The organism is Nitrospira defluvii (assembly GCF_905220995.1).
Taxonomy (GTDB): domain Bacteria; phylum Nitrospirota; class Nitrospiria; order Nitrospirales; family Nitrospiraceae; genus Nitrospira_A; species Nitrospira_A defluvii_C.
Genome location: NZ_CAJNBJ010000002.1, coordinates 298623 through 311732, shown reverse-complemented (window position 1 = coordinate 311732; position 13110 = coordinate 298623). Strand labels below are relative to the sequence as shown.

General features: G+C 59.5%; 14 protein-coding genes. 8 read left to right on the top strand and 6 right to left on the bottom strand.

The window, feature by feature from the left end; translation table 11 throughout:
• Positions 1-152: 152 nt before the first annotated feature.
• The 5 genes from KJA79_RS08775 to KJA79_RS08755 all read right to left on the bottom strand — a co-directional run bounded on the left by KJA79_RS08775 (position 153) and on the right by KJA79_RS08755 (position 3707).
• Positions 153-590 (bottom strand): OB-fold nucleic acid binding domain-containing protein, encoded by a 438-nt coding sequence (locus tag KJA79_RS08775; RefSeq protein WP_213041661.1) that lies wholly within the window; start codon positions 588-590, stop codon positions 153-155.
• 127 nt (positions 591-717) lie between these two features.
• Positions 718-1887: a hypothetical protein gene (locus KJA79_RS08770; protein WP_213041660.1), complete on the bottom strand. Its 1170-nt coding sequence runs from the start codon at positions 1885-1887 to the stop codon at positions 718-720.
• 33 nt (positions 1888-1920) lie between these two features.
• Positions 1921-2133: a hypothetical protein gene (locus KJA79_RS08765; protein WP_213041659.1), complete on the bottom strand. Its 213-nt coding sequence runs from the start codon at positions 2131-2133 to the stop codon at positions 1921-1923.
• A gap of 102 nt (positions 2134-2235) precedes the next feature.
• Positions 2236-2898, bottom strand: a complete 663-nt coding sequence (locus KJA79_RS08760) for a hypothetical protein (protein WP_213041658.1) — start codon at positions 2896-2898, stop codon at positions 2236-2238.
• A 101-nt stretch (positions 2899-2999) separates the two neighbouring features.
• Positions 3000-3707 (bottom strand): chlorite dismutase family protein, encoded by a 708-nt coding sequence (locus tag KJA79_RS08755; RefSeq protein WP_213041657.1) that lies wholly within the window; start codon positions 3705-3707, stop codon positions 3000-3002.
• Positions 3708-3852: 145 nt separating this feature from the next.
• Between KJA79_RS08755 and KJA79_RS08750 the strand changes: the two genes are divergently transcribed.
• The 3 genes from KJA79_RS08750 to thpR are packed head-to-tail and all read left to right on the top strand — an operon-like array spanning position 3853 to position 6410.
• Positions 3853-4467, top strand: coding sequence for a hypothetical protein (locus tag KJA79_RS08750; RefSeq protein WP_213041656.1), 615 nt, complete (start codon positions 3853-3855; stop codon positions 4465-4467).
• Between the two features lie 48 nt (positions 4468-4515).
• Entirely contained in the window at positions 4516-5799 is a 1284-nt protein-coding gene (locus KJA79_RS08745; protein WP_213041655.1) for a competence/damage-inducible protein A, read from the top strand.
• Complete coding sequence (gene thpR / locus KJA79_RS08740; RefSeq protein WP_213041654.1) at positions 5796-6410, top strand: RNA 2',3'-cyclic phosphodiesterase; 615 nt, start codon at positions 5796-5798, stop codon at positions 6408-6410. Before KJA79_RS08745 ends, thpR begins: the two co-directional genes overlap by 4 nt.
• A 62-nt stretch (positions 6411-6472) precedes the next feature.
• On the opposite strand, the gene KJA79_RS08735 is transcribed toward thpR, so the two are convergent.
• On the bottom strand, positions 6473-6736 hold the full coding sequence (locus tag KJA79_RS08735; RefSeq protein WP_213041653.1) for a hypothetical protein: 264 nt from the start codon (positions 6734-6736) through the stop codon (positions 6473-6475).
• A 536-nt stretch (positions 6737-7272) separates the two neighbouring features.
• Here KJA79_RS08735 and recA point away from each other — a divergent pair.
• From recA to mltG, 5 genes are read left to right on the top strand one after another with little or no spacing between them, the layout of a single operon-like run.
• Positions 7273-8385: a recombinase RecA gene (gene recA, locus KJA79_RS08730; RefSeq protein WP_213041652.1), complete on the top strand. Its 1113-nt coding sequence runs from the start codon at positions 7273-7275 to the stop codon at positions 8383-8385.
• Between the two features lie 8 nt (positions 8386-8393).
• Complete coding sequence (locus KJA79_RS08725) at positions 8394-8882, top strand: regulatory protein RecX (RefSeq protein WP_213041651.1); 489 nt, start codon at positions 8394-8396, stop codon at positions 8880-8882.
• Entirely contained in the window at positions 8879-11509 is a 2631-nt protein-coding gene (gene alaS, locus KJA79_RS08720; RefSeq protein WP_213041650.1) for an alanine--tRNA ligase, read from the top strand. Before KJA79_RS08725 ends, alaS begins: the two co-directional genes overlap by 4 nt.
• Positions 11510-11513: 4 nt before the next feature.
• A complete protein-coding gene (ruvX, locus tag KJA79_RS08715) occupies positions 11514-12125 on the top strand; it encodes a Holliday junction resolvase RuvX (protein WP_213041649.1) in 612 nt (203 codons plus the stop codon).
• Complete coding sequence (mltG, locus tag KJA79_RS08710) at positions 12010-13062, top strand: endolytic transglycosylase MltG (RefSeq protein ID WP_213041648.1); 1053 nt, start codon at positions 12010-12012, stop codon at positions 13060-13062. The genes ruvX and mltG overlap by 116 nt, the downstream gene beginning before the upstream one ends.
• The last annotated feature ends 48 nt before the right edge of the window (positions 13063-13110 follow it).

The following is a 13110-nucleotide window of genomic DNA, read 5'->3' as shown; positions in this document are numbered from 1 at the left end:
CATGCAGGCAGGGTATTGGGCCGATAGAGAAGATGGTTTCAGGAGGAGGTCGTCAAAGGCGAAGGGCCGAGCCTGTTTAGGAGCTGAGCGTGAAAAGAATCGATCTGCGGAATGAGTGAGGAGTGGCTGAAGGAGTGATCGTACCGAGGTGATCAGCCGACCAAATCCGGATTCATCTTCGTCATCGACTGGACCGATGTGGCCTTGATTTCATTGTAGACGATGGCACGGCCTGCCTGGCGCAAGCGACTGAACACCCCTTCGACGACCACATAGTCGCCTTCCCGTACATCCGCTTTGCCAAGTCCGACAACTTTTACCGTGCCTGCCGTGTCCTGCAGAAGGAAGCCGAATGCCGGTTGCCCATCGCGATTGGTTGCAAGCTGAAAACTTGTTACGCGCCCGCTGACAGTGACTACCTGATGATCATAATGGTCGGGATGAGCGAGGAGTTCCGTGACCTCGACCAGTGCGGCAGCAGAGAGGGGGCCGACCGGCATGGTCATGAGTATGCAGGCAATCGTCCAGGTCAGGAGCCGCAGCATGCCTCCTCGTGACCGGAACGTCTTTGTGCGATGAGAAGTATGCATGTTTGATAAATTATACAAAATTCACCCCAGGGTGAGTAGCCGGACGCAAAATAAATGTTGAGGCGGTGCTGCAGCCTTCCTCTCGCGCGATGTGCGGACCGGTACGGGATCTGTTGACGGACATCCGCTACCGTTGGAGGTCGTTGTGCAATTCTCCGATGAAACTATTCAGCACATGTTGTTGCATTTGTCCCATTTCTTCAGGCTTGGGCTGGGTCGTCTCATCGGTCAGTGCCTGGGTCTCCTTGGGGACCGGGGCCGTTCGAGCCAGCAGTTCTTCTTCGAGTGCGTCAGGGCTGGAATCAATCTCCGACAGCACAGCCAGCAGACGCTGCAAGCCGAAGACGGACCGGGTGTTTTCCGAGTGCACGGCATTGGAACTGGCACCATGCACGAGTGATAGCCAGAACTTCGCTTCCAGATCTTCCCCGAGGGTGCCCCAGGCAAATGTCCGGAGTTTTTCCACCAACGCTTCTTCGGTTCGCTCAAGCCCGTCATAGTGTGCAATCGAGCGTTCGACCGGCCGTTCACCCAAGACAGCGAGCGTCTCTTTCCAGAGATCGAGTGCTCCAGTGGCCGGGACGGCCTCGGGGGATGCCTTCTGCAAGTTCGTTTGAATGGCGTGAAGGTACTGATGGAGATGCTTCACCTTCCGACCAGCCAGACTGCCGGCAGGGATACCCCAAATGTGCCCGATCTCATGATCCTGCATGGGCGCAGCATTGATGGATTTCCATTCCCGTTCCGAGACTTCGAGGCGTTTCTTGTACTTCTCAATCAAGCGGAGTTGGGCCTGAATTTCAAGACCGAGCCTGGCTTCTTGATAGGCTTCGGCGGAGATATCATCCTCATCCCACCTGCGGTTTAGTGATCGGATCGCCGGCTTGGGGACTGCGGCGCGTGCACCTTGCTTGATCGCATCCACGGCTGCAGCATCCAGCTTGTAGCGGGTGCGGAGGAGGTCCGTGGCCGCGCGCACCAATCCTTCAGCCAGGGCGATCATTCCCTTCATGGCTTCCATTTGCAGCCAGAGGCGCTCTCGTCGAAGCCGGACTCGCCGACGATACTCATCCCTTCGATTGGTGACGTCTCGCAGCGCATCCTGTTTGACCATCTGGTGTATCGGTTTGGACCCTGCCACGCAGCGAGGGTCGGGACGATCGGCCGCGATATGGCTAATCTCCTCGGGCGTGATGTCAAAGTGCTGCAAGAGCAGCAGTTTGAGCATGATCCGGCCCTGGATCGGGGCTTGTTCGATAGTGGAGGCAATAAGTTCAGGGGTCAGTAAGGCGGACATGGTGTGGCCTCTCGTGCGAGGTAAAAGGTTCGCTCAGGCCGTGCCTTGATGGCTGTTTTCAAGGTAGACCGCGACGTATTCGCGGATTTGTTGGATGCTGCCGCTGACAAACAATTCACGAGGAATTTCGACCCGCACCAGCTTGGCCGGGTCTACGCCACGGTCGGTGGCATATTCTTCGTCGATGTAGAGGGTGACAGAACCGTCAGGGTGGCGAATCGCATAGACCGCATTGTTTTCGGCCATAGGAGCTGCTCCGTCTGAGGATGTGGAACGGTACCGCTACTACTTGGTAACACAGGCTCGAGCTGAGTGTCAAAATGTCACCGGCCGCCCGCAACGGCACCCTCAGCGCTGAAACATGCGCCGTCGCCAGAGGATGTAGCTGGTGAAGGCGAGGAGGGCGATCAGCAGCGTGTTTCGGATTCGGCCCGGCCCGAAACAGGTCAAGTTGACGAGCGCGTTGGTGGTTCCGTATGCGGCATAGACCAGATACACCAGAAGCGACCATTTTTTGACGCGCAGAAATCCGTACCCGACCCAGGTATGGAGAAACGGAGAGAGGGCTTTGGTGACGAAGCCGGCGGCACCGTCCAGTTTCGTGCAGAAAAATGGCAGCAGGTACTCAGGGTTCTTGGCGATGATGATCGCATCGTTTGCGGCGCTGACCAGGAAGAGGAGGCCGAGAAACCGGATATCATGCCCTTCCGCCCAGGCCATGCGGCTGGTTCGTGCAAGATCGGAGCCTGAGGCTGCCGGTCCAAGCGCGGCGTCGTAGCTCTGAAGTGCCCACCAGGGAAGTGCCAGCAGCATGAAGAAGAAGACTTCGGCGGCTCGTCCGGAGAGGCGCCCCAGCGCGAAACTCAACATGATCAGCAGGATGGTGATGAGGCCATAGAAAACGGCGGCTCGATGCCGCCCGCGAAGCAACTGGCCCAGTCCGGGGAGAAGCGCTGAGTAAAAGGCCGCGCGGTGATCGGAGGTCGAATGGGACAAGGCATCAACTGCCATGGAAGTGGGGAGTGCAGTATCCTGTGGCTTGTGGGGCTAGAACGCACACGGCCCTCGATCAGCAGATCGAAGGCCGTGAGAATCGTTCAACCAGGCCGCTGTTAGCCACCTAAGGTGTCGAGTGTTTCTTTCAGGCTCTTGCGGATGCAGGTGAAGATCGGAGTATCCCTCAAGGTATAGCGGCTGCCTTCGGTTTCCCGCAGCGCCATGACGAGGTCGAGGAAGTCTTCCGGCTTGTCGCTTTCAAAGGCCACGACCCATTCTTGATCATCGAGACCGAAGGAGTAGGTCGTATTCAGTTTGACCGAAGGGAAGCGATGGCCGACTTCAATGTGTTCGTCCATCATGCCCTGCCGTGCGGCCTTGGTGAGCAAGAACCACTCGCGTGTTTTGACGAACGGATACACGAAGATGTATTTCGCTTTGCCGGGGACCACGGTCAGCCGTTTGCTTTCCTGGTTCTCGTGGGTGTGGTTGTCGACGTAAATGGAGCGTTTGGTGATCGCGAGGTACGAATAGGGGTTCAGGAGATACTTGCCCAATCCGGAGGCCAGGATCTTGGTGCTCATTTCCTGGAACAGCTCAAGTTCGTAGCTGATGCGCCAGAGCATCAGGTCGCAGTCGCCGCGAATACCGACGGTCGTATACGCAATGACGAGCACTTTGCCCTGGTATTCCTCCACGGCACGGAGAAACTCCTGCTTGCCACGTGTGCGCTCATCTTCGGGAAGGCGACGCCACGCCGGATCAACCTTGTAGAATGTGAAATTGACGTACTGGCGGCGGGCCGCTTGTTCGGGGCTGGACATGAGGAACCCTCCAGGCAACTTCTTGATAATGTAAAAGAATAAGAGCTAGCTCTTTAGCATTTCGTCTCCTGGGCTGTCAACACAGTCTACCGTGGTGAGGCAGCGAATTGACAGGCCTTCACCGATCTGGTACTGGCTGCACACGATGAGCCGCATTCGGAGATGGGGGGCCGAGTTCCCGTGTCTGCGGGGCCTGCTGATCGCAGCAGGTCTGAGCGCTCCCGCGCTGTCGCATGGGATCGAGGTCCAGCCGACTCCCGAACAGATTCATGCCACAGTGGAGCGTGGACAAGCGGCTGCGGCCCAAGGCGTCTCTCCTGATCAACTCCACACCTGGTTTGGTTCCGAAAAAGATTTAGCTCCCCGCGGGTTCATCATGACCAAGCTCGGGAGCCTGCTGGTGATGGCCAACCATTTGTCCTTGCGAGCGTTGTCGCCGACCGAACAGGACATCGCCCAGGTCATGGCCAATGAGAACCTGCTCATCAATGTAGTGCTCTATGGGGACCGACTCAATTTCGCGGCCGACAGTTACGTGGTCCTGGAGCAGGCCGGCCGGACCGTCAAGCCTGCCACGGTGCGATTTGATGCGCGAGGCGATCGCACAGCCGTATGGCCGCAACAGCCGGCCTATCGGGCGAAGGTGATTGCGCAATTCCCCTATGCAGAGCTAGACCCGCGTGCGAAGACGACCCTCACCGTGTTTCCATCCGGCGGCGGGCAAGTCAGCTTCGAACTTGATTTCGCCCGTATCGAATAGTGTGAACATCCCGTCAATGCCCGTTTCCAGCATAAAGGTTGGTGCCGTATGAACAAGTCGAACGCCTGGACGGCCGAAACCGTCGCCATTGGGTCTGAACTTCTACTCGGTGGGCGCCTGGATACGAATTCCCTCTTCATCGCCAACTGCCTGGCGGCCAGCGGAATCGAACTTCGGTACAAAACGACGGTGGGCGATGATCTCTCGGATATGGTGACGGTGCTCAAGGCGGCGGCCCGGCGTGTGCGGGTGGTGATCATCACGGGCGGATTGGGCCCAACGGTCGACGACCTCACGCGCGAAGCAGTTGCGCAGGCCACCGGGCATCGCTTGGTCCGGCGAAAGGCCGCGCTGGACGAAATGACGGCCCGATTGGCTCAGTGGGGCAGGACTCCCACGACGTCGCAGTTTCGACAGGCGAGGATTCCGTCGGGGGCGGACATCCTGTCAAATCCGGTCGGCACCGCGCCGGGATTCGCTCTGGTGTGGAACGGGACGTTTTTTGCCGCGCTTCCCGGAGTCCCGCGTGAGATGGAGCCGATGCTGCGTGAGGGCGTATTGCCGCGCTTGCACGCGTGGATGCCCACGCAGAAGGTGAAACCCGCGATGCCGATGATTCGGCGGGTGCTGCATACGTCGGGCGTGCCGGAATCGGTTGTGGATCAGAAGCTGGCAGGGTTGGTGCCGCAAAAAAGTTCCGTCCAACTGGGGATCTATGCGTCTCCTATGGAGGTGATGGTCTCACTGACAGGACCAGCCGGGGCAGAAGGCTCCGTAGTTCTTGAGCGATTGTTTGAAGAAGCCAACGCGAAGCTCGGCGATATTGTGTATGGCCAGGAAGCGGACACGATGGAATCGGTGGTCGGCCGCCTGTTGAATGAGCAGCGGATGACGCTGGCTGCGGCTGAGTCCTGTACGGGGGGACTGATCGGCCATCGGTTGACGCAAGTGCCCGGCTCTTCCTCCTACGTGGATCGAGTCGTGGTCTGTTATAGCAACCGGGCAAAGATCGAGTTGTTGGGGGTACCTCCGGATCTGATTGATCGACATGGAGCAGTGAGTGCGGAGGTGGCGGCAGCCATGGCACGAGGTATCCGTGAGCGAAGCGGCGTGTCCGTCGGGTTGAGTGTGACCGGCATTGCTGGGCCGGGAGGGGCGACAGAGACGAAACCGGTGGGGTTGGTCCATGTGGGGCTCGACGGCGGCCCGGGCCAGGCGATGACGAAGGAGTTTCGGTTCCACGGCGGAGACCGTTCCGTCATCAAGCAGCGCGCGTCGCAGGCCGCACTGGATCTGCTGCGGCGGTGGTTGCTGCAGAACAGGCTCGCATGATCCGGGCATTTCTCGCGATCGACATCCCTCCTGAACTCCGCGCGGCCTTGTCGGCGGTCCAGCAGGACCTCAAGCGACGGTTCGAGCGAACGGTCGATCGTCGGGCACGAATCAGTTGGGTGCAACCCACCTCCATGCATCTGACGGTGAAGTTTCTCGGTGATACGCCGGAGGATCTGATCGAGTCGCTGCAGGTGCCGCTTGCGCAGGCGGTGGCCGGTCATCGCATGATCGAGGTGCCCTTCTCGCGATTGGGAACGTTTCCCCGACCGCAGCAACCGAGGGTCCTCTGGGCAGGCCCGCCTGAAAGTTGGGAGCAGGGGAACGAGGGAGAACGATTGCAAGCCTTGTCTCGGACGGTGGAGGACGTGTGCCGGGCCGCAGGGCTGGCGGCGGAAGTACGGCCATTCAGTCCGCATCTGACACTGGCACGCATCAAAGAAGGGGAACGGCAGGTCGGGCAGGTCTTGGTGGAGAGTGGGATGCTGAATCAGTCCCTGACCTGTGGCCTGTTGGAGATCAAGGCGGTGGTCATGATGAAAAGCCAACTACGGCCCACAGGGTCGGTCTATACGCAACTGTGGGAATGCCCTTTGAACCCAATTGCTTGAAATCCGGTCCGGAAGCGGGACCTGTCATTGGGCGCGATTGTCACGGATCGCCGACGGCTCTCTCAACGGGTGACGCATGCCTCAGCGACAGGAACGGCGTCTAATTCGGTCAGTGCGGCCACCTGCATGCGGCACATGGCGGACACGATCCCTTCGTAGACGGTTGCGGCGGCAACAGACCAAGCGGGATTAAACGGCTCGCCACGGAACGCCGCTTCGGCCGCTTTCTTTTCGTCATACGTCAGGTCGCGAGGGCTAGGCGCGACGGGCTCCTGCAGCTGTGCGGCAGACTGTCCGAATCCGTCATCCATTCGCTGTTGTGGCATGGAGGCCTCCTGCATCAAGTGAGGGAATCAGTCACCACTGGTCAGTGGGAGCAATCTTGGTGCCAGGGGTATGTTCATGCAGAACGCAACTCGATGTAGATATTCAGAAGCCTCAGCCGCAAGATCTTTCGTAGAGTTTCTGCGATCTCCAAAATGTTTTCATGGACTTACGCGTCCGGGCGCACGACGAGTCGGGCGTACGTGATCGAGCAAATTGAGTCAGGGGTATGTTGGTGCGGTGACGGTTATGACAGTACCTCGCGGGATTTCTGACGTTGGTCACGGTGGCGTCGATGCGGGTTCGCGGAATGGCTTGAGGGAACCACTCGGATGTGTCGTCCGTCGAGGTCGACGGAGGGACGTGCGGGCTAGGCTTCTTCCGCCTAAGTCCGGTATAATCCACCGTTCTGTCCGCTTCCATGGTCTGAGTCTGGTCCGGTTGGCGCGTGGTCAACTCATGGCCGGCTGGTGCGTTGTTTCCGACGGCATGGGAGACACGCACACTTCACGAGTCATGTTGCGAGAAGGAGTTTTGAATGACTGAAAAAGACGAGAAAAAGCGCGCGTTGGACTTGGCCCTGGCTCAGATTGAAAAGCAATACGGCAAGGGCGCGGTCATGAAGTTGGGGACCGAGGATCGACCGGCTGACGTGCCGGCGATTTCAAGCGGTTCCTTGGGATTGGATATTGCCCTCGGCGTGGGCGGATTCCCCCGTGGACGGGTCATCGAGATTTTTGGTCCGGAGTCGTCCGGCAAAACCACCCTGACGCTGCATGCAATCGCCGAGGCTCAGAAGGCGGGGGGCGTGGCCGCGTTCATCGATGCCGAACATGCGCTGGATTTGACCTATGCCAAGAAGTTGGGCGTGCAGACCGACGACTTGCTCGTGTCCCAGCCGGACACCGGCGAGCAGGCGCTCGAAATTGCCGAGACCCTCGTGCGCAGCGGCGCGATCGACGTGATCGTCGTCGACTCCGTGGCGGCGTTGGTGCCGCGGGCTGAGATTGAAGGCGAAATGGGTGATGCCCATATGGGCTTGCAGGCGCGGTTGATGTCGCAGGCCTTGCGCAAACTGACGGCGGCAATCGCCAAATCGCAGACGACCTTGATCTTCATCAACCAGATCCGCATGAAAATCGGCGTGATGTTCGGCAATCCGGAAACCACGACCGGCGGCAACGCGTTGAAGTTCTATTCGTCCGTGCGCCTGGATATTCGTCGAATCGAGTCGATCAAGGATGGTCAGGATGTCACCGGAAGCCGTGTCCGGGTGAAGGTGGTCAAGAATAAGATGGCCCCGCCGTTCCGGCAGGCGGAATTCGACATCATGTTTGCCGAAGGCATTTCCAAGTCGGGCGAGATCGTCGATATGGGTGTGGAGAAGCGTGTGGTGGAGAAGGCCGGTGCCTGGTACTCCTATAAAGGGGAACGATTGGGCCAGGGGCGGGAAGCCGTGCGCGATTTTCTCAAGACCAACCCGGCCATCGCCAAGGAGATTGAAGGAAAGGTGCGCGAACTTGCCGGGTTGCCTGCGCGTGGGGCCGACAAGAAAGTCGAGGCCAAAGAGGCCAAAGACGAGAAACCCGAGCGCAAGGTGGAGAGTCGGCAGGACGAGAAGCGCGGCCACAGTGCGAGAGCGACGACGTAGGGAGCGGCATGCCGGCTGGACCTGGTGGACGACGACGTGCGGAGTCGCCGCCGGATTTCCTGACCATGGCGATCCGGTACCTTGCCCGTGCCGACCGGACCGCGGCTCAGATCGAGCGGTACGTCCAGGACAAAGGGGCGAGCCAGGCGCAGGGTCGCGGGGTCGTGCGCGAGTTGGAGCGGCGGGGGTATCTCGACGATCAGGCCTATGCCGCTCGTTGGGCGGAAGCCAGGCTGTTGCGACGTCCGATGGGGCGTGAACGACTGAAACTGGAGCTCCTCAGTCGAGGCTTTGAAGGCACGGTGGCGGAGCGGGCCTTGCACAGTGCCTACCGGTCGATTTCCGAACAGGAGTTGGCGTGTCGGGCGCTAGAGGGGCGCACGACGAGCATGCGCCCGTCACAGTGGGTGAGATTTTTACGGCAACGCGGGTTTGATGACGACACCATTCAGCAAGTCACGCAAGTCGACTTGGAGACGGGGTTAGACGAGTTATGAGTCACAGTGTAAACGATCTGCGGCGAGCCTTCATCCGGTACTTTGAACAGCAGGGCCATCGGGCGGTGCCGAGCGCGTCCTTGATCCCCCAGGCCGATCCGACATTACTGTTCACGAACGCCGGAATGAATCAATTCAAGCGAGTGTTTCTGGGTGAAGAGACGCGCGCCTATCAGCGAGCCGTGACCGTGCAGAAGTGCCTGCGTGCCGGCGGGAAGCATAATGATCTCGAAAACGTCGGTTACACCAGACGTCATCATACGTTCTTTGAAATGCTCGGCAACTTTTCCTTCGGCGATTACTTCAAGGAAGAGGCCATCAGGTTCGGGTGGGAATTCCTGACGTCGGTCGTCGGACTGTCGAAAGACCGGATGTGGATCACGATCTTTCGCGAAGACGACGAAGCCGATCGGTTGTGGCGAAAGATCGGTGTATCGCCGAGCCGTATCGTGCGTTGTGGTGAGAAGGATAATTTCTGGCAGATGGCCGACACGGGCCCCTGTGGGCCTTGCTCGGAATTGCACTTCGACCAGGGACCGTCGGTGCCGGGCGATGACACGCCGAACGGTGAAGGCGACCGGGTCATTGAGATCTGGAACCTGGTGTTCATGCAATTCAACCGCGATAGCGCGGGGACGCTGAATCCACTCCCGAAGCCGAGTATCGATACCGGTATGGGGCTGGAACGCCTGACGGCGGTGGCGCAGGGACGGCTCAGCAATTACGACAGTGATATGTTCGCGCCGTTGTTGGCGGCGATCGGACGGCGGGCCGGTGCTGAGTACGGTGCGATGGAACAGGCGGATCGTTCCATGCGGGTTATTGCCGACCACCTTCGGGCGATTACCTTTTTGATGGCGGACGGCGTGTTACCGTCGAATGAAGGGCGGGGGTACGTGCTGCGTCGAATCCTCCGGCGCGCAGCCCGTCACGGCCGGTTGCTCGGCATCACCGAACCGTTCCTGCATGAGCTGACGGCGACGGTCGTGGACCACATGGGTGAGGCCTATCACGAGCTGCGGCCTGCGGCCGGTACGGTGGCCGAAGCGACGCGCGGCGAAGAAGAGCGGTTTATCGCCACACTCGATCAAGGGTTGCCGATCCTGAACGACATGCTCTCGAAGGTGAAGACGTCGGGGCAACAGGTGCTGCAAGGGACGGAGATTTTCAAACTCTATGACACGTACGGGTTTCCGATGGACCTCATCGCAGAAGCCTGCCGTGAGCAAGGGGTGACCCTCGACGAAACCGGATTTGAAGCGGCCATCGAAGAGCAGCGGACACGCGCTAGAAAGACCGGGGGCTTCGAGAGTGAGACGGCGAGACCGGCCCTCAGCGAGGTGGCCGCGCGTATCGGAACCACCTCGTTCGTCGGTTATGAGCGGTTGGATTCCGAGGGCGTGGTGCAGGCACTCCTCCAGGGTGATCGCCTCATCAAGGAAGCCCGGGAGGGCGACGAAATCGAAATCGTGCTCGACGTCACGCCTTTTTATGCGGAAGGCGGCGGGCAGGCCGGCGACCAAGGTGTGTTAAGCGGCACCGACGGTCGAGTGGAGATCCGTGAGACCACCAGGCCGGTGCCGACGTTGATCGTCCATAAGGGCGTGGTGACATCCGGGTCTATTCGTGAAGGCGAACGGCTTCAGCTTTCGGTGAATCCTCGCACCAGGCAGGCTGCGGCGCGTAACCATACGGCCACCCATTTGGTGCATGCCGCGCTACGTGATCTGCTCGGCCCGCATGTCAAACAGTATGGTTCACTGGTGGCGCCGAATCGTCTGCGCTTCGATTTTGCCCATTTCCGTCCTCTGTCCTCCCGAGATATCGACGAGATCGAATCGGTCGTCAATGAACAAGTCCGTCAGGATCAGCCGGTACAGACGGATGTGATGGGTGTGCAGGATGCCGTAGCAGGCGGGGCACTGGCGTTTTTTGGCGATAAGTATGGCGACCGGGTGCGAGTCGTCCAGATCGACACCTTCAGCAAGGAATTGTGCGGGGGCACCCATTGCCGGCGCACGGGCGAAATCGGTCTATTCCGGATCGTGTCCGAATCGGGAGTGGCAGCGGGTGTCCGCCGGATCGAGTGTTTGACGGGAAGTGGCGCGTTGGATTCCCTCAAACGCCTGGAAGCGGATGTGCGCGAGCTGTCCGATCTGCTCAAGGTCGCACCGAATGAAGTCGTCGCGCGTACCAGGAAGTTGAGCGAGCAGTTAAAAGACAAGGAGCGGGAACTGGCGGATGTGAAGCTCAAGATGGCGAGCACGTCGTCCGGTGACGCGCAGGCACGAGAGATTAAGGGTGTACAAGTCCACGCACAACGTACGGACGGCCTCGATGTGAACGGCATGCGAGCGCTCGCCGATCAATTGCGCGACAAACTCCGGAGCGGCGTCGTGGCTCTCGGCGCGGCCAACGACGGCAAGGTGTCGTTGCTGGTGGTGGTGACCAAGGATCTGGTGGGCCGTCTCAAGGCCGGTGAATTGATCAAGGAGATGGCGATCGAGGTCGGCGGAACCGGAGGCGGTCGTCCCGAGATGGCGCAGGCGGGCGGAAAGAATCCTGAGGGGCTCGGTCCGGCGCTCGAAAAAGTTTTTGGGTTGGTCCAAAAGGCCTTGGAAGGGTAAACTGATGAAGGGCCAGCGGATTCTCGCGATCGATCACGGCTCGAAACGGATCGGTTTTGCCCTGAGCGATGAGCTCGGGTGGACGGCCCAGCCGTTGGAGACGTTTTACCGCCGCAATCCCGAGGCCGACATCCGACATATTCAAGAGCTCGTGCGCGAGCACGAGGTCGGCCGGGTGCTCGTCGGTCTGCCGCTTCGGTTGGACGGCGAAAGCGGTCCGGCGGCCAAGGTGGTCGAGGAATTTATCCAGCTGCTCGAACCGGCCTTGTCGGTTCCGGTGGTGACTTGGGATGAACGGATGACGACCTGTGCGGCGGAGGACTTATTGATTGCCGCCGATGTCGGACGCCGGAAACGGAAAGGCATCGTCGATCGGATCGCCGCCGCCATTCTGCTCCAGAGTTACCTCGCGAGTTTGGAGAAGCCGTCGTCGCGCCAGGAGCAGGGGGAGGGTGATTCCCAAGACGACGATCCCTGGTCTTTTGACGAACCACGAGTCGATGATGCAGAAGAGATTGATTGCGGGTCTGGCACTGGCAACGGTGATACTCCTAGCCATCTCGGGGTATCTGGTGCTGCGCTGGGCTCAAAGTCCGGTCGCCAGCGGGCTTCCTAGGCCTCCCTCCAAGATTGTCACGATTCCCGACGGCAGTACCTTTCAGCAAGTGGTGGGTATGTTGAAGAGCGAGCAGCTGATTCGCAGCCGCTGGGCATTTCTGCTGCTCGGCCGGTCGCACGACAGCGATCGAAAAATTCGCCCCGGTGAATACGAATTGGATGGGAGCATGTCTGCGCAGGCGATCCTGGCGAAGCTGTTGGCCGGTCGAGTCGTGCTGCATCCGGTCACGATCCCTGAAGGGTACAATCTGTCGCAGATCGCCGAGGTTTTTGCGGCACAGCAAGTCACCGACGTTCAGGAATTCTCCAAGCTGGTGCGCGATCGTACGTTCATTGCGACGCTCGGAATTGAAGCGGACTCGCTGGAAGGGTACTTGTTTCCGGAGACGTATTCATTTCCTCGCCAGGCCAAGGCCCGTGATGTCATCAAGGCCATGGTCGACGGTCTCCATCGCGTGTGGAGCGCCGAGTTGCAGGAACAAGCGACGCGTATGAAGTTGTCTCTGCATCAAGTGTTGACGCTGGCATCCGTCATCGAAAAAGAGACCGGCTCGAAGGAAGAGCGTGAACTGATTGCGGCAGTGTTTCATAACCGGTTGCGAAAGAAAATTCCTTTACAGAGCGATCCGACGGTCATCTATGGGCTGCCGGGGTTTGACGGCAACATTCATAAGCGCGATCTGTCCGTCATGAGTCCCTACAATACGTATCGCGTGCAGGGACTTCCGCCGGGACCGATCGCTAGCCCTGGAGCCCACTCGCTCCGTGCGGCATTGTTCCCGGCTCAGGCATCCTATCTCTATTTTGTGTCGCGCAACGACGGGACCCATCAATTTTCTTCCACGCTGGCCGAGCATAATCAAGCCGTGGAGAAGTATCAGAAGCAGCCCTTCCGCAAGCGCACCAGAGGAAGCCTCGCCGTTCACGGCGCCTGATCTGCCGGTGCCTGCACCTGTACGACGCTTCGCCTCAGGGTGATCGAT